Source organism: Pseudomonas fluorescens (genome assembly GCF_005938625.1).
GTDB classification, from domain to species: Bacteria; Pseudomonadota; Gammaproteobacteria; order Pseudomonadales; family Pseudomonadaceae; genus Aquipseudomonas; species Aquipseudomonas fluorescens_BD.
The window spans coordinates 423,024-449,057 of the sequence record NZ_VCNJ01000003.1; the positions used below are offsets into that span (position 1 = coordinate 423,024).

24 protein-coding genes are annotated in these 26,034 nt (G+C 59.9%); 6 read left to right on the forward strand and 18 right to left on the reverse strand.

Annotated elements, in window-relative coordinates; translation table 11 throughout:
- Window positions 1-9: 9 nt before the first annotated feature.
- The gene (gene katE / locus FGA82_RS03870) at window positions 10-2,151 is read right to left on the reverse strand and encodes a catalase HPII (RefSeq protein ID WP_141126117.1); all 2,142 of its coding nucleotides are present in this window, start codon (window positions 2,149-2,151) and stop codon (window positions 10-12) included.
- Window positions 2,152-2,411: 260 nt separating this feature from the next.
- Between katE and FGA82_RS03875 the strand changes: the two genes are divergently transcribed.
- The 3 genes from FGA82_RS03875 (at window position 2,412) to FGA82_RS03885 (ending at window position 4,940) form a co-directional block, all read left to right on the forward strand.
- Entirely contained in the window at window positions 2,412-3,419 is a 1,008-nt protein-coding gene (locus tag FGA82_RS03875) for a methionine ABC transporter ATP-binding protein (protein ID WP_141126081.1), read from the forward strand.
- Window positions 3,419-4,093: a methionine ABC transporter permease gene (locus FGA82_RS03880; protein WP_016986455.1), complete on the forward strand. Its 675-nt coding sequence runs from the start codon at window positions 3,419-3,421 to the stop codon at window positions 4,091-4,093. Before FGA82_RS03875 ends, FGA82_RS03880 begins: the two co-directional genes overlap by 1 nt.
- Window positions 4,094-4,169: 76 nt before the next feature.
- A complete protein-coding gene (locus FGA82_RS03885) occupies window positions 4,170-4,940 on the forward strand; it encodes a MetQ/NlpA family ABC transporter substrate-binding protein (protein WP_141126082.1) in 771 nt (256 codons plus the stop codon).
- 324 nt (window positions 4,941-5,264) lie between these two features.
- Here the strand turns inward: FGA82_RS03885 and FGA82_RS03890 are convergent, their stop codons facing one another.
- From FGA82_RS03890 to FGA82_RS03910, 5 genes are read right to left on the reverse strand one after another with little or no spacing between them, the layout of a single operon-like run.
- On the reverse strand, window positions 5,265-5,900 hold the full coding sequence (locus tag FGA82_RS03890) for an SCO family protein (protein WP_007911741.1): 636 nt from the start codon (window positions 5,898-5,900) through the stop codon (window positions 5,265-5,267).
- Complete coding sequence (gene cyoE, locus FGA82_RS03895; protein WP_038365028.1) at window positions 5,897-6,796, reverse strand: heme o synthase; 900 nt, start codon at window positions 6,794-6,796, stop codon at window positions 5,897-5,899. Before cyoE ends, FGA82_RS03890 begins: the two co-directional genes overlap by 4 nt.
- On the reverse strand, window positions 6,784-7,863 hold the full coding sequence (locus FGA82_RS03900) for a COX15/CtaA family protein (RefSeq protein WP_141126083.1): 1,080 nt from the start codon (window positions 7,861-7,863) through the stop codon (window positions 6,784-6,786). Before FGA82_RS03900 ends, cyoE begins: the two co-directional genes overlap by 13 nt.
- Before the next feature lie 10 nt (window positions 7,864-7,873).
- Window positions 7,874-8,467 (reverse strand): hypothetical protein, encoded by a 594-nt coding sequence (locus tag FGA82_RS03905; RefSeq protein ID WP_141126084.1) that lies wholly within the window; start codon window positions 8,465-8,467, stop codon window positions 7,874-7,876.
- The gene (locus tag FGA82_RS03910; protein ID WP_141126085.1) at window positions 8,433-9,173 is read right to left on the reverse strand and encodes an SURF1 family protein; all 741 of its coding nucleotides are present in this window, start codon (window positions 9,171-9,173) and stop codon (window positions 8,433-8,435) included. The genes FGA82_RS03905 and FGA82_RS03910 overlap by 35 nt, the downstream gene beginning before the upstream one ends.
- 71 nt (window positions 9,174-9,244) lie before the next feature.
- Between FGA82_RS03910 and FGA82_RS03915 the strand changes: the two genes are divergently transcribed.
- Window positions 9,245-9,448, forward strand: coding sequence for a twin transmembrane helix small protein (locus tag FGA82_RS03915; protein WP_102902573.1), 204 nt, complete (start codon window positions 9,245-9,247; stop codon window positions 9,446-9,448).
- Window positions 9,449-9,543: 95 nt separating this feature from the next.
- Here FGA82_RS03915 and FGA82_RS03920 read toward each other — a convergent pair whose 3' ends face one another.
- The 4 genes from FGA82_RS03920 to coxB form a co-directional block, all read right to left on the reverse strand.
- Window positions 9,544-10,431 (reverse strand): cytochrome c oxidase subunit 3, encoded by an 888-nt coding sequence (locus FGA82_RS03920; RefSeq protein ID WP_141126086.1) that lies wholly within the window; start codon window positions 10,429-10,431, stop codon window positions 9,544-9,546.
- Between the two features lie 25 nt (window positions 10,432-10,456).
- Entirely contained in the window at window positions 10,457-11,008 is a 552-nt protein-coding gene (locus tag FGA82_RS03925; RefSeq protein WP_038365040.1) for a cytochrome c oxidase assembly protein, read from the reverse strand.
- Window positions 11,009-11,122: 114 nt separating this feature from the next.
- Window positions 11,123-12,709, reverse strand: coding sequence for a cytochrome c oxidase subunit I (gene ctaD, locus FGA82_RS03930; protein WP_016986466.1), 1,587 nt, complete (start codon window positions 12,707-12,709; stop codon window positions 11,123-11,125).
- A gap of 82 nt (window positions 12,710-12,791) precedes the next feature.
- On the reverse strand, window positions 12,792-13,922 hold the full coding sequence (gene coxB / locus FGA82_RS03935) for a cytochrome c oxidase subunit II (RefSeq protein WP_141126087.1): 1,131 nt from the start codon (window positions 13,920-13,922) through the stop codon (window positions 12,792-12,794).
- Window positions 13,923-14,291: 369 nt separating this feature from the next.
- On the opposite strand from coxB, the gene FGA82_RS03940 reads away from it, so the two are divergent.
- A complete protein-coding gene (locus FGA82_RS03940) occupies window positions 14,292-14,942 on the forward strand; it encodes a hypothetical protein (RefSeq protein WP_093429493.1) in 651 nt (216 codons plus the stop codon).
- 123 nt (window positions 14,943-15,065) lie between these two features.
- On the opposite strand, the gene FGA82_RS03945 is transcribed toward FGA82_RS03940, so the two are convergent.
- The 6 genes from FGA82_RS03945 to FGA82_RS03970 form a co-directional block, all read right to left on the reverse strand.
- Entirely contained in the window at window positions 15,066-16,592 is a 1,527-nt protein-coding gene (locus FGA82_RS03945) for a SulP family inorganic anion transporter (protein ID WP_141126088.1), read from the reverse strand.
- Between the two features lie 90 nt (window positions 16,593-16,682).
- Window positions 16,683-17,411, reverse strand: a complete 729-nt coding sequence (locus FGA82_RS03950; RefSeq protein ID WP_007911720.1) for a carbonic anhydrase — start codon at window positions 17,409-17,411, stop codon at window positions 16,683-16,685.
- A 238-nt stretch (window positions 17,412-17,649) separates the two neighbouring features.
- Window positions 17,650-18,708: a PA0069 family radical SAM protein gene (locus FGA82_RS03955; RefSeq protein WP_141126089.1), complete on the reverse strand. Its 1,059-nt coding sequence runs from the start codon at window positions 18,706-18,708 to the stop codon at window positions 17,650-17,652.
- Window positions 18,709-18,782: 74 nt separating this feature from the next.
- Complete coding sequence (locus FGA82_RS03960; protein ID WP_141126090.1) at window positions 18,783-20,084, reverse strand: c-type cytochrome; 1,302 nt, start codon at window positions 20,082-20,084, stop codon at window positions 18,783-18,785.
- A 12-nt stretch (window positions 20,085-20,096) separates the two neighbouring features.
- On the reverse strand, window positions 20,097-21,881 hold the full coding sequence (locus tag FGA82_RS03965) for a GMC family oxidoreductase (protein ID WP_141126091.1): 1,785 nt from the start codon (window positions 21,879-21,881) through the stop codon (window positions 20,097-20,099).
- A gap of 2 nt (window positions 21,882-21,883) precedes the next feature.
- On the reverse strand, window positions 21,884-22,630 hold the full coding sequence (locus tag FGA82_RS03970; protein ID WP_141126092.1) for a gluconate 2-dehydrogenase subunit 3 family protein: 747 nt from the start codon (window positions 22,628-22,630) through the stop codon (window positions 21,884-21,886).
- Window positions 22,631-22,932: 302 nt separating this feature from the next.
- Here FGA82_RS03970 and FGA82_RS03975 point away from each other — a divergent pair, with 302 nt between their 5' ends.
- Window positions 22,933-23,577: a dual specificity protein phosphatase family protein gene (locus FGA82_RS03975; RefSeq protein WP_141126093.1), complete on the forward strand. Its 645-nt coding sequence runs from the start codon at window positions 22,933-22,935 to the stop codon at window positions 23,575-23,577.
- A 45-nt stretch (window positions 23,578-23,622) separates the two neighbouring features.
- Here the strand turns inward: FGA82_RS03975 and FGA82_RS03980 are convergent, their stop codons facing one another.
- Entirely contained in the window at window positions 23,623-23,910 is a 288-nt protein-coding gene (locus FGA82_RS03980; protein ID WP_141126094.1) for a YheV family putative zinc ribbon protein, read from the reverse strand.
- Window positions 23,907-25,958 carry an oligopeptidase A gene (gene prlC, locus FGA82_RS03985; protein WP_141126095.1) on the reverse strand — a complete coding sequence of 684 codons (2,052 nt, stop codon included), beginning with the start codon at window positions 25,956-25,958 and terminating at the stop codon, window positions 23,907-23,909. The genes FGA82_RS03980 and prlC overlap by 4 nt, the downstream gene beginning before the upstream one ends.
- Window positions 25,959-26,034 lie beyond the last annotated feature (76 nt).

The window sequence follows — 26,034 nt, forward strand, 5'->3', positions numbered from 1 at the left end:
TTTTTGCTTTTAAGCCGGAATGGCCTTCGCCTTAGGCTCCCGCGCCCAAACCCGATGCTGCCCGATCGCCGCAAAGAACGGCTTGGTCAACGCCGGCACATCCTTGCCTTGCAGCAATCCAGCATCCGCCTCAAGCTTCAGCAGATCCTGCAACTGCTTGGCATCCCCGTGCAACGCAATCGCCTTCAAGTGCTTGTACGCCTCCAGCAGGTAATGCAAAGCCACACCGTCGCCGCTCAATGCCTTGACCGACGCCGCGCCACCCGGCACGAACACCGCATCGAAGATTACTGATGGCATGCCTTCCATAGAAGCATCCACGGGCAACATTTTGCCGTCAGCGGTCTTCACTGGTGCCGAAGTCGGCCCAAGTAACTTGGCGTGTGCGCCTTCAGCGGCCAATGCTTTTTTCATCGCATCAATCGCTGCACCATCGACACCGTTAGCAGCAAGAATCGCCACTTTTCGTGTCTTGATATTTTCTGGCAACAGGTTCGCCTGACTCAATGCCGGCGAATGATCGAACGACGTCTTGCGTACATCGACCGTACCTTTACTCGGCGCAGGCAGACCCAGATTGGCCGCCACACGCTTGGCCAGCTCCAGGTCGATGTTGGCCAGAATCTCGTTCACTTCCCGCGCCCGGATGAACTCGCGCTCAACCTTGCCCAGCTCGAAGCTGTAGGCGGCAATGATGTGCTCTTTCTCGTGGTCGCTCATGCTGTTAAAGAACAACGTCGCTTGGGAGAAGTGATCGCTGAACGACTCGCTGCGCTGGCGGATCTTGTTCGCATCAATGCGCTCTGGATAACTTTCGAAGCCACCGTCCTGCGCGGCAGGCGGAGTTTCTTTCGGCCAGCCGCCATCAATCGAGTTCGGCTCATAAGAAGCGCGACCCTTGTCGATCACCGTACGGTGTTGCGCATCGCGCTGGCCGTTGTGGAACGGCGCCACCGGCCGGTTGATCGGCAACTCGTGAAAATTCGGCCCACCAAGTCGGCTGATTTGCGTATCGGTGTAGGAAAACAGCCGGCCTTGCAGCAACGGGTCATTGGAGAAATCGATACCCGGCACGATGTGGCCAGGACAGAACGCGACCTGCTCGGTCTCGGCAAAGAAGTTGTCCGGGTTGCGGTTCAAGGTCATTTTGCCGAGCGGGGTGATCGGCACGATTTCTTCGGGGATCAGCTTGGTCGGGTCGAGGATGTCGAAATCGAAGTCGTGCTCGTTTTCCTCCTCGATGATCTGCACGCCGAGTTCCCATTCCGGGTAGTCACCCATCTCGATCGCTTCCCAGAGGTCGCGACGGTGGTAGTCGGTGTCTTTACCGGCGAGCTTCTGCGCCTCGTCCCAGACCAGCGAGCAAGTGCCGGCAGTAGGGCGCCAGTGGAATTTGACGAAGCGCGATTTACCCTCGGCGTTGATCAGCCGGAAGGTGTGCACGCCGAAGCCCTGCATGCTGCGCAGGCTTTTCGGGATCGCCCGGTCGGACATCGCCCAGATGACCATGTGCGCCGATTCCGGTACCAGCGAAACGAAATCCCAGAACGTATCGTGGGCGGAGCCGCCAGTCGGGATTTCATTGTGCGGCTCAGGTTTTACCGCGTGAACGAAGTCGGGAAACTTGATCGCGTCCTGAATGAAAAACACCGGCATGTTGTTGCCGACCAGGTCGAAGTTGCCTTCGTCGGTGAAGAACTTCACCGCGAAGCCGCGCACGTCACGCACGGTATCGCCGGAACCACGCGGGCCCTGCACCGTGGAAAAGCGTACGAACACGGGCGTCTTTTTCCCCGGATCCTGTAGGAAACCCGCCTTGGTCAGCTCCGAATGGTTCTCGTAGGCTTGAAAGAAACCATGCGCGCCGGTGCCGCGTGCGTGGACGATGCGTTCCGGAATGCGCTCATGGTCAAAATGCGTGATTTTTTCCCGCATGATGAAGTCTTCAAGCAACGACGGTCCGCGCGGACCGGCCTTAAGGGTGTTCTGGTTGTCGGCGATCTTCACGCCTTGGTTCGTTCGCAGGGCCTGGCCGGTGGCATCGGAGCGAAACTTTTCCAGGCTGTCGAGTTTGGCGTTGGTGTTGGCGCGATCCGGGGCATCGGTTCCGGCCATCTGGCTTTTATCGGTCGTAGGCTTCTTGCTCATCAGTCGTAAACTCCTCGGTTGACCCCGATGCTCGCCGGGGACTCTTGAGTGGTTCCCGGGCACGGCACCCAGGGTATTCAAGTCGCTTACTTAGTGACTGATGGGCTGCTTTGGACGTTCCTTTTTTATGACCTTTGATCTTGTTATTGCCAAATCGAAGGTTAATTGCGAAATAAATGCTAAGAACCTCTATACGGACAGGCTAAAATGCGCGCCCGGCTAACCGCTGATCCTTTTCTAACGCGCCCCACAAGGTTCGCTACGTGATCGAGTTTCAAAACGTCCACAAGACTTACCGCGTCGCCGGTAAGGACATTCCCGCGCTGCACCCGACCAGTCTCTCCATCGAGAACGGGCAGGTGTTCGGCCTCATCGGCCATTCCGGCGCGGGCAAAAGTACCCTGCTGCGTCTGATCAATCGCCTGGAGAGCTCCAGCGGCGGCAAGATCATCGTCGATGGCGAAGAAGTCACCGCACTGGACGCCAACGGCCTGCGCCGTTTCCGCCAGCAAGTCGGGATGATCTTCCAGCACTTCAACCTGCTCGCCTCCAAGACCGTGGCCGACAACGTTGCGTTGCCGCTGACCCTGGCCGGCGAACTGTCGGGCAGCGAGATCGACAAGCGCGTTGCCGAGTTGCTGGCGCGGGTTGGCCTGTCCGACCACGCGAAAAAGTACCCGGCGCAATTGTCCGGTGGCCAGAAGCAGCGCGTCGGCATCGCTCGCGCCCTGGCAACCAAGCCGAAAATTCTGCTGTGCGACGAGGCCACCAGCGCCCTCGACCCGCAGACCACCGCATCGGTTCTGCAATTGCTGGCCGAGATCAACCGCGAACTGAAACTGACCATCGTCCTGATCACCCACGAGATGGATGTGATCCGTCGCGTCTGTGACCAGGTGGCAGTGATGGACGCCGGCGTGATCGTCGAGCAAGGTTCGGTGGCCGATGTGTTCCTGCATCCCAAGCACCCGACCACCAAGCGTTTCGTTCAGGAAAGCGAGCAGATCGACGAGAGCGAACAGCGTGATGACTTCGCTCACGTGCCAGGCCGCATCGTGCGTCTGACCTTCCAGGGCGAAGCGACCTACGCGCCGTTGCTCGGTACCGTCGCCCGGGAAACCGGCGTCGACTACAGCATCCTTGCCGGTCGCATCGACCGCATCAAAGACATTCCGTACGGGCAATTGACCCTCGCCGTCACCGGTGGCGACATGGAAGCGGCCTTCGCCCGCTTCACCGCCGCTGACGTTCACATGGAGGTATTGCGCTAATGGAAGACCTGATCAGTTTCTTCACCAATATCGACTGGTACGAAATCTGGTTGGCCACTGGCGACACCATGCTGATGCTCGGCGGTTCGCTGCTGTTCACCGTGTTGCTCGGCCTGCCGCTGGGCGTGTTGCTGTTCCTCTGCAGCCCGCGCCAGTTGCTGGAAAACCGTGGCCTCTATGCGTTCATGTCGCTGGCGGTGAACATCCTGCGTTCGCTGCCGTTCATTATTCTGTTGATCGTGATGATCCCGTTCACCGTGCTGATCACTGGCACGTCGCTGGGCGTGGCTGGTGCGATTCCGCCACTGGTGGTCGGTGCGACACCATTCTTCGCGCGTCTGGTGGAAACCGCGCTGCGTGAAGTCGATCGCGGCATCATCGAAGCGACCCAGTCGATGGGCGCGACCACGCGGCAGATCATCATGAACGCCTTGCTGCCGGAAGCCCGCCCGGGCATTTTCGCGGCGATTACGGTGACGGCGATTACACTGGTGTCCTACACGGCGATGGCCGGTGTGGTCGGTGCCGGTGGTCTGGGTGATCTGGCCATCCGTTTCGGCTACCAGCGTTTCCAGACTGACGTGATGATCGTCACCGTGGTGTTGCTGCTGATTCTGGTGCAAGTGCTGCAAATGGTCGGTGATCGACTGGTCGTGCATTTCTCGCGCAAATAACCGGTTGTGTATTGAACAGATGAGCCGGCCATTCGCTGGCAGGCGCCAGACGGGCGCCTCATAAGGAGTTAGCTGAATGAAAAAACTGATCGCTGCTTTTGCTGCCGTTGCAGCATTCTCGGCCCACGCCGAAACCCTGACCGTTGCCGCCACTCCGGTGCCGCACGCGGAAATCCTCGAGTTCGTGAAGCCGGCCTTGGCCAAAGAAGGCGTGGATCTGAAGGTCAAGGTCTTCACCGACTACATTCAGCCGAACGTACAGGTCGCCGAAAAGCGTCTGGACGCCAACTTCTTCCAGCACCAGCCGTACCTCGATGAGTTCAACAAGGCCAAGGGTACTAACCTGGTCGCCGTGACCGGTGTGCACCTGGAGCCACTGGGCGCCTACTCGAGCAAGCTCAAGGATCTGAAGGATCTGCCAAGCGGCGCCAACGTGGTGATTCCGAACGACGCCACCAACGGCGGCCGTGCGCTGTTGCTGCTGGCCAAGGCTGGCGTGATCACTTTGAAGGATCCGACCAACATCCTGTCGACCGTCAAAGACATCGCGACGAATCCGAAAGATCTGAAGATCCGTGAACTGGAAGCCGCGACCATCCCGCGCGTGCTGACCCAGGTCGATCTGGCGCTGATCAACACCAACTACGCGCTGGAAGCCAAGCTTGATCCGTCCAAGGATGCACTGGTGATCGAGGGTAATGATTCGCCGTACGTGAACATCCTCGTGTCCCGTGCGGACAACAAGGACAGCGACTCGATGAAGAAACTGGCTGCAGCCCTGCACAGCCCGGAAGTGAAGAAATTCATCACCGAGAAGTACAAAGGCGCGGTGTTGCCGGCGTTCTGATTTGGGTGGCTGCAACGAAAAGGGGACACCATGAGCGTCCCCTTTTTTGTGTCTGGTGTTTGGCTTTGAACCTGCAGTGAAGCGGCCCCTCACCCCAGCCCTCTCCCAGAGGGAGAGGGGGCAGACCGAGGTGTCTTGCGTTCTACATCGACCTGAAAGATCCAGTCGATTATGGATTCGACACAGCACATCGACCTGAACGATCCTGGCGATTATGGATTCAGCACAGCGCTTACAGGTCGGCGTATTTCTTCACCATCCCCCATTCAGTCCCCTCTCCCTCCGGGAGAGGGTTAGGGTGAGGGGCTCTTGGCTTTTAAACTGTCACTTACGGTTAAGCATGACCGGGAGTTGCGCAACCAGTTTGGCGTTGTTCAACGGCGCCCGAATAAACCCCCGCTGCGTCCCGTCCGGCCCGATTACCGCGAGGTTTCCGCTATGGTCGACGGTGTAATTCGGCTTGCTGGTATCCGCCGGAATAAACGGGATACTCACCGCATTTGCGACCTTCTGCAGCTCTTCAATCGAGGTCGGCGTCAGGCCGACAAACTGCGGATCGAAGTAACCCAGATACTGCTTCAACTGCTTGGGGTTATCGCGGTTCGGGTCAACGCTGACCAGCACGATCTGCAACTTGTCCACAGCGTCTTTGGGCAACTCGCTCTTGATCTGCCGCAGCTGCGCCAGCGTGGTCGGGCAGATGTCCGGGCAGAAGGTGTAGCCGAAGAACAACAGGCTCCATTTACCTTTCAACTCATTGATCGCCACCGGTTTGCCGTCCTGATCGGTCATCGTCACGTCCGGCAAATTACGGCTCTGCGGCAGCAGGATGATGCCGGCGTCGATCAGCGCCGTCGGGTCGCCCTGGCCCTTGCCGCTCAGCACTTTGTTGACGGTAAGTCCCAGGATCAGCGCGATCACGGCGACGAGGATGAAGACGGTTTTCTGGGTTCGAGTCATAGGTTCAACAGTAAGTAGTGGTCTACGAGCAGGGCGATGAACAGCAGAAACAAGTACCAAATAGAGTACTTGAAGGTGTTGATCGCCGCGTGCGGCCGAGTGCCACGGTACAGCACCACGGCCCATTGCAGAAACCTTGCGCCCAGAGCGAGCGCGCAAATCAGGTAGAGCACGCCGCTCATGTGGATCACGTACGGCAGCAGGCTCACCGCCAGCAGCGCGAAGGTGTACAACAGAATGTGCACTTTGGTGTAGTGCTCGCCGTGAGTGACCGGCAGCATCGGAATGTCGGCTTTGGCGTATTCCTCTTTGCGATGAATCGCCAGCGCCCAGAAGTGCGGTGGCGTCCAGGCGAAGATGATCAGCACCAGCAGCAACGGTTCGGCGCTGACGTGGCCAGTGGCAGCTGTCCAGCCGAGCAGTGGCGGGGCGGCGCCGGCGAGGCCACCGATGACGATGTTCTGCGGCGTCGCGCGTTTGAGGAAACCGGTATAGATCACCGCGTAACCGAGCAGTGAAGCGAGCGTCAGCCACGCCGTCAGCGGATTGGTGAAGGTCAGCAACAAGGCCTGACCGAGCAGCGCCAGTACCAACGCAAAGGTCAGCGCCGCCGCCGGCGAAACCCGTCCTTCAGCGAGCGGCCGTTTGTGCGTGCGCGCCATCACCGCATCGATGCGCCGATCGACCACATGATTGACCGCCGCCGCCCCACCAGCACACAACGCGATACCCAGATTGCCGAACACCAGCACCGTCCACGGCACCCCGGCACGAGTTGCCAGAAACATGCCGACCAGCGAGGTGATCAGCATCAGCACCACGACTTTCGGTTTGGTCAGTTCCAGGTAATCACGCCAGATCGCCTGATGCGGGCGTTCGCCAATCAGAATCGCCACGGCGTTTCTCCTTTTATTGTGATGGGCGCGGCGGAATGTTTGCGCGGGCTGAGGCGCCAGCGTGCGAGCACCGGTTGTTTGACCCGAACGAGACTGGTTCGCGCGTGATAATTGACCAGCACCATGGTCAGCAGCAGCGCCGCACCGCCAGCGTTATGTGCGACCGCCACTGGCAGCGGTAGATGGAACAACACGTTGCTGATGCCGAGGGTGATCTGCGCCGCGAGGGCGATCAGCACCAGACCGGCCAGCCTTGTCATGCCGACCACTTTCAATTGCCACGCAAGACCGAGCAGCACCAACGTCACCAGCAGCGCGCCGATCCGGTGAGTCAGATGAATCGCCGTGCGCGCATCACTGTCGAGTTGCCCGCCGAGATAATTCGGGCCGATGTGTTGCGTCAGATGAAAGCCATTGGCGAAATCCGCTGTCGGCAACCACTGCCCGTGGCAGGTCGGGAAGTCGATGCACGCCACCGCCGCGTAGTTGGAACTGACCCAGCCACCTAGTGCAATCTGACCAATCACCAACAACAGTCCCGCCGTCGCCCAATACTGCAAACGCTTGGGCACGGTCAGCGCCGGCAGCACCCCGGACAATCGCAACGTCAGTAAAAACAACAGACTCAAGGTCGCAAACCCGCCGAGCAAATGTCCGGTGACCACCTGCGGCCAAAGCTTGAGCGTCACCGTCCACATGCCGAACGCCGCTTGTGCGAACACCACCGCGAGCAGAAACAACGGCAGTTTCAACGGCTGCCCCGGATGACGTCGATTGACCCACGCCCGCCCGGCCAGAATCGAAATCAGCATGCCGAGGGTGCCGGCGAAGTAGCGGTGGATCATCTCGTTCCAGCCCTTGTGCGCCTCTACCGGCGAGTCGGGGTAATGCAGTTCGGCATGGGCCAGTTGGGCTTCGCTTTTCGGCACGCTGATAAAGCCGTAGCAACCCGGCCAGTCCGGACAGCCGAGGCCGGCGTGGGTCAGGCGCGTGTAGGCGCCGAGCAGCACCACAATCAGTGCCAGCAGGGTGGCAAACAGCGCGAGGCGAAATCCAGGTTTGGCCATGACGATGCCCTTATCCGATGTTCGACAGTTTCAGCAGGTGCCGCAGGTCGTTGAGCAGATCCTTGCCTTTCACATTCGGCTCGTAGCGCAGCACGAGGTTGCCGTGCGGGTCGATGATCCACAGTTGCGGCGTGGCTTTATCGCCCGTGGTCTTGCTGAACACACTGGCGTCCAGCGGATAGCGTTGCAGTTGCGGGTATTCGCGGCTCAGCTTGGCGTCGTAATCAGCGCTGACCGGTTGCGCAGCGGCGAGGGCATGGCTGGCGCGGCCGGCATCACGACCGAGGCCGATCTGGATCTGCCGCGCCAGGTACACCAGTTGCTGGCAGTCCACCGCGCAATCCTTCGGCGCGGTGACCAGGATCTGCCAACGCTCTTCATCGGCCTGCACACCGAGGTCGGCGCGGGTCTGGCCGTTGCCGATCAGTTCGCCGTGATAGCTGCGACCTTCCGGCACCCAGAACTGCAATTTGTACATGCCGGTGGCGAGCACCATCGGGCCAATCACGCCGAGCAATATCAGCAGCAATTGAATGCGCCCGCGACGACGGCTGGCGGCAGGTTTCGCCTCAGACATGCTGGGTGGATTCATGGCCGTTCCCATGGTGTTTCTCCTTTGCGTTGTGCAAGCCCAAATAGACGTAGAGGCCGAGCAGGGCGGTGGCCATGGCGAACCACTGCACGGCGTAACCGAGGTGTTTTTCCGGGCCCATGGCGACCACCGGCCAATCGGCCTCGTAGCTGGCCGGGCCGGGTTCGGCGCGTAATTCGTAGGCGAAGCCGTCGCGGTCGAGGGTTTTCCACAGCTTGGCGGGTTCGACGGCGGTGATGGTTTGCGGCCAGGTGCTGCTGTCCGGATCGGCGTGCAGTTGAAAAGTAGCGCCGGGGGCGACGTAGACCCAGGCATCGACATTCAATGCATCAGTGGGCGTGGTGAATTGCGGCGGCACGCGGCGATCCGGCCACGGTAACCAGCCGCGATTGACCAGCATCCAAAGACCGGTGCGTTGATCCTGAAACGGTTGCAGCAACTCGACGCCGACCTTGCCGTTACGTTGGCGGTTATCCAGCAACAAACTGTGCGCAGCATCGAACTGGCCGTGCAGATGCACGCGGCGATAAGCCGGATCGGCGCTGCTCGGCAACTCGGTGCTGGCCATCGGTTCGGCCGCGCGGCGTTCGGCGTAACTGGCGAGCAGGGCGGTTTTCTCGGCGCCCCGGCTCAGTTGCCAGAAGCCCAGCGACACCAGCAGCGGCAGCAACAACGCCACCACTACGGTGGGAATTACGCCCGGACGAAAACGCTTCATGGCTGCGCCACAAAGTCAGTCGTCGCGATCGCTATACTCAACTGCATCGCCTGTCCCCCGGAGTTCTTCCCATGCTCAAAACAGCGATCGTCCTGATGCTGATTGCCACGGTGATCAGCCTGTTCAGCGGCCTGTTTTTCCTGGTCAAGGACGACAGCAGCTCCAATCGCCTGGTCATCGCCTTGAGTGTTCGGGTGGCATTGGCCGCCGCCACCGTCGGCTTGATCGCCTGGGGCTTTTACAGCGGCCAATTGGTGTCGCACGTGACGTGGTAGACACTAGCGGCAAGCGGCAAGCTATAAGTTAAAAGCCTTACCGCTTTGCCTTGAAGCTTGCAGCTCGCAGCTTTTGTTGTGGCTTGCAGCTGTTGTTAAAGTACGTAGACGAAGATAAACAGGCCGATCCACACCACGTCGACGAAGTGCCAATACCAGCTCGCCGCTTCGAAGCCGAACTGGTGCTCGTTGTCGAAATGGCCCTTCATGATGCGCATCAGCATCACAAACAGAATGATTGTGCCGATGGTCACGTGGGCGCCGTGGAAACCGGTGAGCATGAAGAACGTTGCGCCATAAATGCCCGAACCGAGGGTCAGCCCCAGTTCGTGATAGGCGTGCATGTATTCTTCAGCCTGGAAACCGAGAAACGCGCAGCCGAGCAGCACGGTGATCGCCAGCCAGATTTTCAGCGCGCCGCGATGGCCCTTTTTCAAAGCATGGTGGGCGATGGTGATGGTCACGCTGGAGCTGACCAGCAGAATCGTGTTGATCAGCGGCAGGCCCCAGGGGCTGATGACTTCTTTCGGTGGCGGAAACAGTTTCGGATCCGGCGTGTGCAGCAGCGGCCAGGTGAACTGGAAGTTCGGCCAGAGCATATGCGCGATGCCTTTGGTGCCTTCCCCGCCGAGCGCCGGGCCGGAGACGTGGCGCACGTAAAACAGCGCGCCGAAGAAGGCGACGAAGAACATCACCTCGGAGAAGATGAACCAACTCATGCCCCAGCGGAACGAGCGATCCAGCTGCGCGCTGTAAAGTCCCGCGCGGCTTTCCTTGATCACCGTACCGAACCAGCCGAACAGCATGTACGCCAGTAACAGGCCACCGACGAAAAAGATGTACGGGCCGTGGGATTCCGGGCGCGCCGCTTTCAGATCGTTGAACCAGGTGGCGAGGCCGTACACGGTAATGGCCATGCCGAAAGTGGCGATGATCGGCCATTTGCTCTGGGCCGGTACGTAATAGTGCTCATGAGTTGCCATTTATTGTTCTCCTTATCGGGCACGCTCAACCGCCAGTGTTTACAGCCACCGGCGGATGTCGGGCGGTGATATCGAACAGCGTGTAGGACAGCGTCAGGTGCTTCACATCCTTGGGCATGTCGCGGTCAACAATGAAGCGCACCGGCATCTCGATCTGCTGACCGGGCTGCAGCACCTGCTGGGTAAAGCAAAAGCATTCGGTCTTGTGGAAGTACGCCGCCGCATTGCTCGGCGCGATGCTCGGCACGGCTTGCGCACTCATCGGTTTATCGGTGGGGTTGCGTGCGATGAAGATCATCTCGTTGACCGCGCCGGGATTGGCGGTGAGTTCGTCATGCTTGGGGTAGAAGTCCCACGGCATATCGGCGGTGTTGGTCGAGAGAAACTGCACACGGACCTGGCGGGAAGTGTCGACCACTTGCTCACCCTCGTACTGCCCGGCAGTCTTGCCATTGATGCCGAAGGCTTTGCACATCACGTCGTAGATCGGCACCAGGGCAAAACCGAAGACAAACATCGCCACCACTACACCGAGCAGACGAGTGACGAGTTTTTTCAGCGAGATCGAGTCAGCCATGATTTTCAGCCTCCACATGAATCTCTGTGGGAGCGAGCTTGCTCGCGAAGCAGGCGCTGCGGTTTCTCAGTGAAACCGAGTTATCGTTCTTCGCGAGCAAGCTCGCTCCCACAGTCATTTCACTTCCGGCGGTGTGGTGAAGGTGTGATACGGCGCCGGTGACGGCACGCTCCACTCCAGGCCTTCCGCGCCATCCCACGGTTTGGCCGGTGCTGGCGGGCCGCCGCGTATGGTCTTGATAACGATGAACAGGAAGAAGATCTGCGTCGCACCAAACATGAACGCGCCGATCGAGGAGACCATGTTGAAGTCGGCGAACTGCAGGTTGTAGTCCGGAATCCGTCGCGGCATCCCCGCAAGACCGACGAAGTGCATCGGGAAGAAGGTCAGGTTCATGCCGACGAACGACAGCCAGAAATGCAGCTTGCCGAGGGTTTCGTCGTACATGTGGCCGGTCCATTTCGGCAGCCAGTAATAGGTCGAAGCGAAGATCCCGAAAATCGCCCCCGGCACCAGCACGTAGTGGAAGTGCGCGACCACAAAGTAGGTGTCCTGATACTGGAAGTCCGCCGGGGCGATGGCCAGCATCAACCCGGAGAAACCGCCGATGGAAAACAGGATCACGAACGCCACGGCAAACAGCATCGGTGTCTCAAAGGTCAGCGAGCCTTGCCACATGGTGCTGGCCCAGTTGAACACCTTCACCCCTGTCGGCACCGCGATCAACAGCGTGGCGTACATGAAGAACAGCTCGCCCACCAATGGGATGCCGACCACGAACATGTGGTGCGCCCAGACAATGAACGACAGAAAGGCGATGCTCGCCGTCGCGTAGACCATCGAGGTGTAGCCGAACAGCGGCTTGCGCGAGAAGGTCGGGATGATCGAGCTGACGGCGCCGAACGCCGGCAGGATCATGATGTACACCTCGGGGTGCCCGAAGAACCAGAACACATGCTGGAACAACACCGGGTCACCGCCACCGGCGGCACTGAAGAAACTGGTGCCGAAGTGGATGTCCATCAGCATCATCGTCACGCAGCCGGCCAGTACCGGCATCACCGCGATCAGCAGGAACGCGGTGATCAGCCAGGTCCAGACGAACAGCGGCATTTTCATCAGCGTCATGCCGGGGGCGCGCAGGTTGAGGATGGTCGCGATCACGTTGATCGCGCCCATGATCGAACTGATCCCCATCAAGTGGATGGCGAAGATGAAGAACGTCACGCTTTCCGGCGCGTAAGTGGTCGACAGCGGCGCATAGAACGTCCAGCCAAAGTTCGGCCCGCCACCGGGGGTGAACAGGGTCGAGACGAGGATCAGGAATGCCGCCGGCAACAGCCAGAAACTGAAGTTGTTCATCCGCGGCAGGGCCATGTCTGGCGCGCCGATCATCAACGGGATCATCCAGTTGGCGAGGCCGACGAACGCTGGCATCACCGCACCGAAGACCATCACCAGGCCGTGCATGGTGGTCATCTGGTTGAAGAAAGCCGGCTCGACGATTTGCAGCCCCGGCTGGAACAGTTCGGCGCGAATCACCATCGCGAACGTACCGCCGAGCAGGAACATGCAGAACGCAAACCACAGGTACAACGTGCCGATGTCCTTGTGGTTGGTGGTCAGCACCCAGCGCATCAGGCCTTTGGCGGGGCCGTGGGCGTGGTCGGCATGACCATGGTCATCGATTACAGCGCTCATGGCCGGTCTCCTTTACGTGAACAGGCGAGGTGGTTCGCGGCGCTGAGCCGCGAACCGTGGCGGGTAGATGCGATAGGCCGGCTCATTTGTCCCCCGCCTGTTTCATCTCCAGCACTTCTTTTGGCGTGACCATGTCGCCCTTGTTGTTGCCCCAGGCGTTACGTTCGTAAGTCACGACCGCTGCGATATCGACTTCCGACAGCTGCTTGCCGAAGGCCGCCATGGCGGTGCCCGGTTTGCCGAAGACCACGCGATGCAGGTGATCGGCCTTGCTGCCTTTCATGATCAGTTCCGAGCCCTTGAGCGCCGGGAACATCGGCGGCAGGCCCTGACCTTCGGCCTGGTGACAGGACACGCAGGTGGTGTGATAGATCTTGTCGCCACGCTCCTTGAGTTCATCGAGGGTCCAGTCCTTGCTGGTCAGTTCTTTGAGCTGCGCAGCTTCGGCTTTGCGCTCGGCGAGCCACTTGTCGTAGTCGGCCTTCTCTTTGACCTCGACCACGATCGGCATGAAGCCGTGATCCTTGCCGCACAATTCGGCGCACTGGCCACGGTAAATGCCGGGCTTGTCGATGCGCGTCCACGCCTCGTTGACGAACCCCGGAATCGCATCGCGTTTCACCGCGAAGGCCGGCACCCACCACGAATGAATAACGTCGGCGGAGGTCACGAGGAAGCGCACCTTGGCCCCGGTCGGCAGCACGAGCGGCTTGTCGACCTCGAGCAAGTAGTGCTCGCCCTTGGCTTCCTTGTTGTGGATCTGCTCGGCGGGGGTGGCCAGGTTGCTGAAGAACTCGACGTCCTGACCCAGGTATTTGTAGTGCCACTTCCACTGATAACCGGTGATCTGGATATCGATATCCGGCTCACTGGTGTCGTACATCTTGATCAGGGTGGCGGTCGCCGGCACGGCCATCGCCACCAGAATCAGAAACGGTACGACGGTCCAGAGAATTTCGACGGTGGTGCTTTCGTGGAATTTTGCGGCGACCTGCCCGGTAGAACGGCGGTGCACCATCATCGACCAGAACATGGCGCCGAAGACGATGATCCCGATCACCACACAGATCCAGAAAATGGTCATGTGCAGGTCGAATACTGCGTGACTGATTTCAGTCGCTCCAGGCGCCATATTCACAGTCCAGGCGGCGTGCGCCGGACTGAAAATCGACCACAACAGGAGGCCCATCCAGACGTGTGGATGTCGCATCATTGCGGGTTCCCCTTATCGTTCTTGTTATCCCGCCGGCTTTCGCCTGCGGCAAGGGAGCGGCTGCATCAGACTACGAACTTGAATCGCCGGGCCTTGCTGCGGGTGCAGTCGGGCGTCATCAGCTAACTCCATTCAATGGCGAGTATAGACAGCGACGGGAAATTGCAATGTGCACACGTAAATGAACTGAAACAGCTGGCACTTGCGTTCAAGGGCACGAATGGAGAAGGATGCAGACGAGTGGTGGCAAACCGATATAACGCAGGTGCATCAAGGATGAAATAATTATGACAAATGCGTCTTAGCATTTTTCGTAAGCCAGCTAAGTTATGTCTTCCCTATTTCATTGCCTTGTTTCCTGGAGTTTTCATGAACACCGCCGCATTGCGCGAGCAGATCCAAAAAGCCCAACAACACGAAAAAGAAACCGGCCTGCTGACCCGTCAGCTGGAAAGCAAGCTGCCTCATTTACACCCGGCGATCCAATTGCCGGAAGCCGACGCCAATGGTGTGCTGACGCGTTTTGTCGCCGCCTATATCGATGAAGTGCCAGACCTGCTGGATGCAGCCAATGAAGTTGCCAGGGAAGCGGGAATCGAATCGCAGATCAAACCGGTGCTGAAAATCGCCGAGCAGTATTTCCTCCAGCCGCCAGCCATCATGGCCGGGCACGTTGGCCTGGACAGCCTGCTCGACGAAGCCTATCTGGCGCACCGTTTTGTCGAAGAGGTCAACGACCTGTACATCAAGCATTTCGGCCAGCCACTGATCCCCTTGGACATGACGGTCGCCAACTTGATTGCTCACCAATTGATCGGTGAGGAATTTGCCAACCAACTGGACGAAGCGGTGCATCACGCGATCGACGAGATGCTCAACGACGAGAGTTTTGCGCTGGAATCGGTAGAAGCCTACCGCGGCAAACTCAGCAGCCCGGACACCGGTGCGGCGTGGAAACGCTGGCCGTGCATGGGCCGCCGACTGGGTGTGGGCCTGGAACTCGACCAGCCTGCTGCCTGAGTTCACCCGATCCAATGTAGGAGCTGCCGCAGGCTGCGATCTTTTGATCTTGATTGTTAAAAACAACATCAAAAGATCGCAGCCTGCGGCAGCTCCTACAGCGGTTGAGTTCAGCCAGCAAATTTAGCCGGCTGCACCGATGCCTGTTGTTGTGCGAATCCGTCCCTCAAGCCTGCGCTTCAACCCCCGCGACTCGATCGACAGCTTCGACCCCTTCGCCGCATTTGCCCGGCCCCACTCTTCCAGCAACTCCAGACACGAATGGTCGATGTAGCTCAGGTTATTGAGCGGCACATGTACCGTCGTCCCCTGCGGAATACTGCCCAGCACTTGCGTCAGCGCCGGCACCTTGAGGAATGTCGCCGCGCCGACCAGACGCAACTCCATCTCGCCATCCTGCGGCAGATCGATCAGGCTGATCTTCAGGCGCGACGCCTTGAACGCCAGTTTCAACATCGTCAAACCGAAACCGATCAACACGCCTGTCAGCAGGTCAGTGAAGATGATCGCCAGCGCCGTCGCCGCGTAGGTGAACATCGGCATGCGTCCATAACGACTCAGACCTCGAAACGCTTTGAGATCCACCAGTTTGAAACCGGTGTACACCAGCACCCCCGCCAGACTCGCCACCGGAATGCTTTGCAGCACACTCGACAGCAGCAACACGAACGCCAGCAGCCACAGACCATGGAAGATCGTCGAGTAACGCGTGGTCGCGCCGGCCTGGACGTTAGCCGAACTGCGCACGATCACCCCGGTCATCGGCAGCGCGCCGAGCAGACCGCAGAGCATGTTGCCGACACCCTGCGCCGACAGTTCACGGTCGAAGTCCGAACGCACGCCGCTGTGCATGCGATCCACCGCTGCGGCGGACAACAGGGTTTCCGCGCTGGCGATAAACGCCACCGCAAACGCAGCAATCAGCAGCGTCGGGTCGGCCAGGCTGAGCAGGTCCGCCGGTTTCAGCCAATCAATAGCTTCCGCCAGATTCGCCGGCACCTCGACGCGTTTCACCTGCAACGCCAGCAACAGACTCGCCCCGGTCGCCAGACCGACGCCGAGCAATGCCCCAGGCACGAAGCGCAGCGAATGCGGACGAAACTTCTCCCACAACCACATCACCGCAATCGTCGACAGCCCGAGCAGCCCGGCCTGCCAGCCGAACGACGGCAAGGCCTGCGCCACGGCTGCCGGGAATGCCGTCAGGTTATCCAGCCCAGAGGGCTTCGGTGACGCATCGAGCATTACATGCACCTGCGACAGCACGATCAACACGCCAATCCCCGCCAGCATCCCGTACACCACCGCTGGCGCCGTGACCCGAAACCAGCAACCCAGTTTCAAGCGGCCGGCGACCAGTTGCAGAAAACCGGCGAGCAGCAGAATCGGTCCGAGCATCTCGATGCCGTGCTGGCGCACCAGTTCGAACACCAACACCGCCAGACCCGCCGCCGGCCCGCTGACCTGCAACGGCGACCCCGCCAGCCAGCCAACCACCAGACCACCGATGATCCCGGTGATCAAACCCTTGGCCGGCGGCAATCCTGAGGCGATCGCAATACCCATGCACAGAGGCAGGGCGACCAGAAACACAACCACTGAAGCGAGCAGCTCCCGTGGCAACACCGCTTTCAATTGAGCCGCACGCATGGCGATTCTCCCGAAGTTTTCTTCAGGCATGGCAAGGCCGGGTCGCTGAATCAGCGACCGGCGTCAAACCACACAGATGTTTAGGAGGATTTAGAAGCGCGCTTTGGGCGTCGCCACCGGAATCGGATGGCTGCCGTCGAGCGGCAGGAAACGGCCCTGATCCGCGTCGTAAGCTTTGATTTCGCTGGTTTCGATGTCGTAGACCCAGCCATGGATGAACAGATGACCGTTCGCCATGCGCGAGGCTACCGAAGGATGGGTACGCAAGTGCTGCAATTGGGCGATGACGTTTTCCTCGGTGAGGATCGGCATGCTTTCTTTTTCGTCGGCGCAGTTACAGTTTTCATGCACCATGGTTTTCGCGACTTCAGCGTGGCGCAGCCAGGCTTTGACCGTGGGCATTTTTTCCAGGCTGTCCGGGTTGAGCACCGCACGCATGGCGCCGCAATCGGAGTGGCCGCAGATGATGATGTGCTGCACGCCGAGCGCCAGTACCGCGTATTCGATTGCGGTGGAAACGCCGCCGTTCATCTGCCCGTAAGGCGGCACGACGTTGCCGACGTTACGGGTCACGAACAGATCGCCGGGCGAGCTGTGGGTAATCAGCTCGGGGACGATGCGCGAGTCGGCGCAAGTGATGAACATCGCCTTGGGCGCCTGGGCCGTGGCGAGTTTCTTGAAGAGTTCTTCCTGCTGTGGGAAGACCTCATGATGAAAATGCAAAAAGCCGTCTACGATCTGTCGCAGCGCTGCATCGGCGGATTCCGCTTCAGGGGTTTGCGCCGACGCAGCCAACGGCTGTTTATCCTTGTCACTCATGATTCATCCTCTTTGGCGGATTAGGGGAGTCATTCCCATGTATTCCGGTATGAAGCCAGTGGCTGTTTAAAACATCCGGGTCATCCCGACCCGTCAGTCACTCGATGAACAAGGTAGCCGCCGAAACTTAACTCAAACTGAATCAAACGCTCTAGAACGTGTGTTCCAGGTCACAAAAAACGTGACTGGGTGATTTCGGCGGAAGGATTCCAACCCCTCAACCATAGGCCAATTGTCGCTAAATCAACGACATCTGGCGACCCGGCGGACAGAAGGCAGTGCAATCGAGGTTGTAGCCTTCGCGATGATTCATGCCAAGACGCTTGATCGCTTTGGCAAATCGTTGCGCGAGCAGCTCGGCGAACACCCCTTCACCGCGCATGCGCGCGCCAAAACGGCTGTCGTAGAGCTCGCCGCCACGGCTCTGGCGGATCAGGCTCAGCACATGCGCCGCCCTTTGTGGATAGTGCGCTTGCAGCCATTCCTCGAACAACGGCGCCACTTCCAGCGGCAGGCGCAGCATCATGTAGGCCGCGCTTTGCGCACCGGCGGCGTGGGCTTCGGTGAGCAGACTCTCGATCTCGCTGTCGTTGATCATCGGAATCATTGGCGAACACAGCACACCAACCGGAATGCCGGCCTCGCGCATCACCCGAATGGCGCGCAACCGCGCTTTGGGGGCAGCGGCGCGCGGTTCGAGGATGCGTTTGAGTTCGTCATCCAGCGTGGTCAGGCTGATCATCACCGCGACCAGCCGTTGCTGGGCCAGCTCGGTCAGCAGATCTAGATCGCGAAGAATCAGCGAACCCTTGGTGACGATGGTCACCGGGTGCCGATAGCGCAGCAGCACTTCGAGGGTCTGGCGGGTGATTTTGTGTTCGCGTTCGATCGGCTGATACGGATCGGTATTGGAGCCCAGATTGATCGGCGCGCATTGATAGCCTTTTTTCCCGAGCTGTTCTTCCAGCACTTGGGCGGCGTTGGTCTTGGCAATCAGCTTGGTTTCGAAATCCAGCCCCGGCGACATGTCCCAATAGGCGTGGCTGGGCCGTGCGTAGCAGTAGATGCAGCCATGCTCGCAGCCTCGATAAGGGTTGATCGAGCGGTCGAAAGGCAGATCCGGAGAGGTGTTGCGGGTGATGATGGTTTTTGCGGTTTCGATCATCACCTCGGTGCCTTGGGTCAGCGGCACTTCCTGATACCAGCCGTCATCCTCCGCCACCGAGCGATTCGGGGCGAAGCGATTGTGCGGATTGGTCGCGGTGCCGCGACCGCGAGGTGGTAATGGAGTAGACATGAAAACGCCCCGACACTGTATATGCACACAGTATCGGGGCGTCACGCATCTGGCTAGTGCCGTCGGGCGACTGGTCAGTTGTGTTGTGTCACCTGACCGAGGTCATCGCTGGAGGTGTGTTTCATATCCTCCTTGCGCAGCTCGGCAACATCAGCAGCCGTGACCGGCGCACCTTTATTACCCCAACTGCCACGGATGAAACTCACCACATCCGCCACTTCCTGATCCGACAGGCGCCAGGCGAAACCGGGCATGGTGAAGGTCGACGGTGCGGTGTGTGTCGCAGGCAGCGTACCGCCCTTGAGCACGATGTGGATCAACGAAGTCGGGTCTTCCGATTGCAACACCGGATTGCCTGCCAGCGCCGGGAACACCCGGGTATAGCCGTGGCCATCGGTGCGGTGGCACGCCGCGCAGTTGTCGATGTACACCGAGGCACCGCGTTGACTGTCGTCACCGTTCCACAGCGCCTTGGCGGCTTTCTCATCGTACTGATGCGGCTGGTCGTTCGGATCAGTGGCCGGCAGCGATTTGAGGTAGCGGGCAATCGCCGTCAGATCAGCGTCAGTCATGTATTGCATGCTGTGGGTGACCACATCACTCATGCCGCCGAACACGGCGCTGCGATCACTGCGTCCGGTCTTGAGGAATTGCACCAGTTGCTCTTCGCTCCAGCCGCCGAGGCCATCCTTGTGATCGCCGCGCAGGCTCTTGGCGATCCAGCCTTCCAGCGGTGCACTGCCGGCGAGGAAGTTGCTGCCATCGGCAGCGGTCAGGGATTTTTCCTGCATGGTCAGCGCGCGTGGCGTATGGCAGGCGCCGCAATGACCGAGGCCTTCAACCAGATAGGCGCCACGGTCGATCACCGGGTCGGCACTTGTCGTTTTGTAGTCCTCGACCTTCGGCGCAAACATCCAGCGCCAGCCCATCAGCGGCCAGCGCATGCTCAATGGCCACGGAATTTCGCTGGCCTTGTTCTCCTGCGCCACCGGTTCTACGCCGTGCATGAAGTACGCGTAAAGCGCCTGCATGTCGGTTTCGCTGACACGCGCGTAGGAGGGATACGGCATCGCCGGATACAACGTACTGCCGTTTTTGGCGACGCCATGGCGTACGGCCTGATCGAAGTCTTCGAAGCTGTATTCACCGACGCCGGTCTTGTCCGGGGTGATGTTGGTGGAGTAGATCGTGCCGATCGGCGTTTCCATTGGCAGGCCACCCGCGAACGGTTTGCCGTTCTTGGCGGTGTGGCAAGCCACGCAATCACCGGCGCGGGCGAGGTATTCGCCTTGCTTGATCAAAGCTTGATCAACGTCGGCCGCATGAATGGAGGCACTGCCGAGCAGCGCCAAAGTCGCGATAATGAGATTTTTCATGGTCATCGCTCCTTAAGCCTGAACCAGCGGGCCGGGATTTTTCAGGTACTGTTCGCGGATCGCCTTCGCCGACCAATAGGTCAGTGCGGCAACCAGGCCGGTCGGGTTGTAGCCCAGGCCCTGCGGGAACGCCGAGGCGCCCGGGACGAAGACGTTGTGCACGTCCCAGCTCTGCAAGTAGCGGTTCAGCGCGCTCTTCTTCGGATCGGTGCCCATGATCGCGCCACCGTTGAGGTGCGTGGTCTGGTAAGACGCGGTGTTGAAGTGATCGCCGACTTTCTTGCCGATCACTGCAATCGCTTTCGGCCCCATCGCTTCGGCGACCTTGCCCATTTTCTCAACCATGAAGCGGTTCATCTTGATGTCGTTTTCCTGCCAGTCGAAGGTCATCCGCAGCAGTGGCAAACCGTAGGCATCGCGGTACACCGGGTCGAGATCAAGGTAGTTGCCACGGTAGGACTGATGCGCGCCGTGGGCGTCCATCGACACCTGGTGGGTGTAGTAATCGGCGGTTGCACGTTTCCAGGCACTGCCCCACGCGGGTGTGCCCGGCGGGTTCGAGGTGCCGGCAATCGGTCGGCTGCCAGCCTGGTTGACCCACATCGGCGAGCCGCCGACGAAGCCGTGCGGGCCGTGGTCAAAGTTGTCGGCGTTGAAGTCGTCCAGCGCCACGCCGTTGCCGCCGGCGCCGATAAAGTTGTTGGTGTGGGTGTCCTTGTCGAAGAACGCCTTGATGGTCGCCATGTTCTGGTAGGCGAAGTTACGCCCGACCACGCCTTCGCCGCTGATCGGGTCGTACGGCTTGCCGATGCCGGACAGCAGCATCAGACGCACGTTGTGCAACTGGAACGCGCCGAGGATCACAAGATCCGCCGGTTGCTCGATCTCGCGGCCTTGGCCGTCGACGTAGGTGACGCCAGTGGCTTTGCTTTTGGTGCTGTCGAGGTTGATCCGCAGCACGTGGGCATTGGCGCGCAGCTCGAAATTCGGCAGCGGCTTCAGCGCCGGCAGAATGTTCACGTTCGGCGATGCTTTGGAATACATGTAGCAGACATAGCCGCTGCAGAAACCGCAGAAGTTGCACGGACCCATCTGCGCGCCGTAAGGGTTGGTGTACGGCCCGGACGTGTTCGCCGAAGGCAGGTTGTAAGGTTTATAGCCGACTTCTGTGGCCGCTTTGCCGAAAAGCTGTGCGGACACCGTGTTCTTCTGCGCTTCCAGCGGGAACGGGTTGGAGCGATCGGGCGCATAAGGGTTGCCACCCTTGCCCTGACCGACCAGTTGACCTTTCACCGTCCACGCCTGGCCGGAGGTGCCGAAGACTTTCTCAGCGAAATCGAAGAACGGCTCCAGCTCTTCATAGCTGACACCGAAGTCCTGGATGGTCATGTCCTTGGGGATAAAGCTTTTGCCGTAGCGCTCTTCGTAGTGGCTGCGCATGCGCAACTCGATCGGGTCGACGCGGAAGTGCACGCCCGACCAGTGCAGGCCGGCACCGCCAACGCCGTTGCCCGGCAGGAACGCGCCCAACTGGCGGTTCGGCAGGGCGATGTCGTTGACGCTGTGACGGATGGTGACGGTTTCTTTCGAAATGTCCTGAAAGAGTTTTTTGCGCACGCTGTAGGTGAGTTCGTCGATCACCTGCGGGTAGTTGCCGTCGGGGTAGGTGTCCTGCATCGGCCCGCGCTCCAGCGCCAGCACGTTGAGGCCCGCTTCGGTGAGTTCCTTGGCCATGATCGCGCCGGTCCAGCCAAAACCAACGATGACTGCGTCAACCTTCTTCATTACCGTTGCCATGCTTACGCCCTCTCGCCGCGAATCGAAACTGCCGGGAAGGGGTATTGCTCGTTGCGTTCCACCCAATCCATGAAATCGGCGCGGGCGCCGGGGAAGCCGATCATGGTCCAGCCGACCATGCCTTTGTTGCCACCGTGGATCGGGTCGCAGAAAAACCCTTCCTTGGTGTTTTGCAGCAGCAGATTGAAGAAAATCTTCGCCGGAACCGCATCGAACTGTGGTTTGCCGGCTTCAAGTTGCTTGAGCAAATCGTCTCGGGTAGCGCTGTCTTGCTCAGCAAATACTTTACCGTTGAGGGATTTTGCCCACTGATCCGTGGCGGCGATGCCGAGGCGATAGATCTCTTTGGGCACCAGTTTGCTCTGCCAGCCCATTTCCGGAGCGGCGTCGGCGTTGAACGGGCCTTGCATGTACCAGAGGGCGCCGGCGGCGTACGGCGTGTTCATCTGCCGGTCGATGTATTCCGGCACGCCGGCTTCCAGCGCGCCCGGGCCTTGGGCATCGTTGGGGATCAACTGCGCGACGGCGGCATTGATGAACGCCCACTCTTCGGCGGTGAAATAGTTCGGTTGGTAGACGCTGGCGTCAGCACGAACCGGTTGTGGCGCGGGCGCAGCCGGTGCCGCTTCAGGCGCAGCTTGCAGGACGCTGCTACCCAGACCGGTGCCGGCCAGGGTGACCACTGGAATCAGGGTCAGGGATTTGCGCAAAAACTCACGCCGCGGGTTGTCTCGACTTTCATCAGACATGGAGTGCACCTCATCAGGCATCAGGGGTGGCCGTTTCTGCGAACGGCTTGAGGATTTATCGTCGAGACGGATTCGGTCTGACCCGGGAAAGGGGGACGCGTCTGCAACATCGTGTGACAAATGGTAGCAGGCTAAGCTTCGAGGTGAACCGATTCAGTGGAAAAAAGACCGGTTTTTCTTGGCCGAACTCAATGAAACAGCGCTGATTCACGATTCTTTTACAAATGGCTCACGGGGCTTTGACCGCCGAACATCGAAGCTGCGGCTCCTCTCATCGATGAATCCCGACACGGTCACCCAGCATGTCCCGAGTGCGTTTGTTCCCTGCTTTATGGTTATCGCTTGTAGCACTGCTGCACTGGCTGCCGGCCCAGGCTGCGGCAACCGCGACGGCCCGTCCCGCTGATTGGGCGCAACCGGTCGAAGTGCAATACAACCTGTTCCAGATGTCGCCGACGCTCTATCGCAGCGCATTACCGGATGGCGGCGCCGTGCCGTTGCTGAAAAATCTCAAGGTCGCCACGGTGATCAACTTCCTCCCGGAAGCCGACAGCAACTGGTTGTCCGAGCCGGGCATTAACCAGGTGCAACTGCCGTATCGCACTAACCACGTTGACGACGCCGATGTGCTCAAGACCTTGCGGGCTATTCAGTCTGCCGAAGCCAACGGTCCGGTGTTGATGCATTGCAAACACGGCTCCGACCGCACTGGCCTGATGGCAGCGATGTACCGCGTGGTAGTGCAGGGCTGGAGCAAAGAGGATGCCTTGAGCGAGATGACCCAAGGCGGATTTGGTGAAAGCGGGCATTTTCGCGATAGCGTTCGCTACGTGATGCAGGCCGATGTCGACAAGCTGCGCACGGCGCTTGCCAATGGTGACTGCAGCACCAGCGCGTTCGCCACCTGCTCGATGAAGAGCTGGTTTCAGTCGGTCAATCTGAAGTAACCGAGACCTTCCACGACATTGCGTCGTGGAAGGCTAAGCAGCGAATCAGTCTTCGGACTTTTTCTTCAGCTTCGGATTCGGAAAGAACTGCACCGCCTGCACACTCTTGTCCGGCGCAGGTTTGTTCAGCGCGCTGGTATTGACTCGCGTGCCCAGCTCCCTCGGCACCGACAGCCCTTGCTCGTTGAGCGTGTCGGAGTAACCGCAAGCCACACATTCACGGTGCGGCACGCTGTCTTCGTTCCACATCATCAACTTGTCCGGCTCGCTGCACGCCGGGCAGACCGCCCCGGCGATAAAGCGTTTTTTGGTAATCACAGGCCCCTCACTCATGCTGCCGCGTCCTCACTCAGGCCGCTGTGGCGCAACAGTGCGTCAATCGACGGCTCACGGCCACGGAAGTCGACGAACAGCACCATCGGTGCCTGCGAACCGCCGCGCGCCAAAATCGCTTCGCGGAAGGCACGACCGGTTTCTGCGTTGAGCACGCCGTCTTCTTCAAACTTCGAGAAGGCATCCGCCGACAGCACTTCAGCCCACTTGTAGCTGTAGTAACCCGCCGCGTAACCGCCGGCGAAGATGTGCGCGAAGCTGTTCGGGAAGCGGTTATAGGCCGGCGGACGCATTACCGACACCTCGTCACGCACGCCTTCGAGCACTTGCAGCACGCTGCGTCCGTCACCGTGGGTGGCATGCAGTTCGAAGTCGAACAGCGAGAACTCGAGCTGACGGACCATCATCAGGCCGGACTGGAAGTTCTTCGCCGCGAGCATTTTTTCCAGCAGATCCTGCGGCAGCGGCTCGCCGCTTTCGTAATGACCGGAAATCAGCGCGAGGCCTTCCGGCTCCCAGCACCAGTTTTCCATAAACTGGCTTGGCAGCTCGACCGCATCCCACGCCACGCCGTTGATACCGGAAACACCGGCGTGATCAACGCGGGTCAGCAGGTGATGCAGGCCATGACCGAATTCGTGGAACAGGGTGGTCACTTCATCGTGGGTCAGCAGCGCTGGCTTGCCGCTGTCCGCCGGGGTGAAGTTGCACACCAGATTGGCCACCGGACTTTGCAGCACGCCATCAACCGTGCGGCGACGGTCGCGGGCGCCGTCCATCCACGCCCCGCCACGCTTGTTGGCGCGGGCGTAGAGGTCGAAGAAGAAGCGGCCGACGTGCTGGCCGTTTTCCTTGATTTCGAACAGGCGAACATCCGGGTGCCAGGTGTCGAAGCCTTTCTGCTCGGCGATTTCGATGCCGTACAGACGCTGCACGATGGCGAACAGACCGCCCAGCACTTTATCGATCGGGAAGTAGGCGCGCAGGGTTTCCTGAGCAACGCTGTAGCGTTGTTCACGGAGTTTTTCACCGTAGAAACCGCTGTCCCAGCTTTGCAGATCGGCGCAGCCCTGTTCGGCGGCGTAAGCGCGCAGCTGTTGCAGATCCTGCGCGGCGAACGGTTTGCTGCGCTTGGCCAGATCACGCAGGAAGCTCAGCACCTGATCGCTGGACTCGGCCATTTTCGTCGCCAGGCTCAGTTCGGAGAAGCTGGCGAAGCCCAGCAGTTTGGCCAATTCCTGACGCAGGTCGAGGATCTCTTCCATCACCGGGCCGTTGTCGTTCTGACCGGCGTTCGGGCCTTGATCGGAGGCGCGGGTGCAGTAGGCGGCGTAGACTTCTTCACGCAGCGCACGGTCTTGCGCGTATGTCATCACTGCGTAGTAGCTCGGGAATTCCAAAGTGATCAGCCAGCCGTCGAGGCCTTTGGCTTGTGCCGCAGCAGCCATTTGCGCCTTGGCCGAATCGGTCAGGCCGGCGAGGGCTGCTTCGTCGGTGATGTGCTTGGTCCATGCCTGAGTGGCGTCGAGCAGTTGATTGGAGAAGCGGCTGCCCAGCTCGGACAGTTTGCTCTGCACTTCGGCGTAGCGTTTCTGTTCGGCTTCCGGCAAGTCGATACCCGACAGACGGAAGTCACGCAGGGCGTGTTCCAGAATAGTCTTTTGCGCCACGTCGAAACCGGCGGCTTCCGGGCTGTTGGCCAGCGCTTCATAAGCCTGGAACAGCTCGCGGTTCTGACCCATCTCGGTGGAGTAGGCGCTCAGGGCCGGCAGGCACGACTCGTAGGCTTCGCGCAGTTCGGCGCTGTTGCACACGGCATTGAGGTGGCTGACCGGGCTCCAGGCAGCGCCGAGGCGGTCATTGAGTTCGTCCATCGCCAGTACCAAGCCGGCCCAGGTCGGGTTCTGGACTTGGGTCTTGAGGATTTCGGCAATGGCGACGCGGTTGTCGGCCAGGATCGTTTCGATGGCGGGCAGGACGTGTTCGGCACGGATCGTGGAGAACGGTGGCAGGTCGTAGGACTGCAGCAGAGGGTTGTTCACGCTCACGGTTGGCACCTTGGCTGGGGAAACATTGCCCCATCTTAATTACAATCGGCATCATCCGCAGCTATCGGCGACAGAG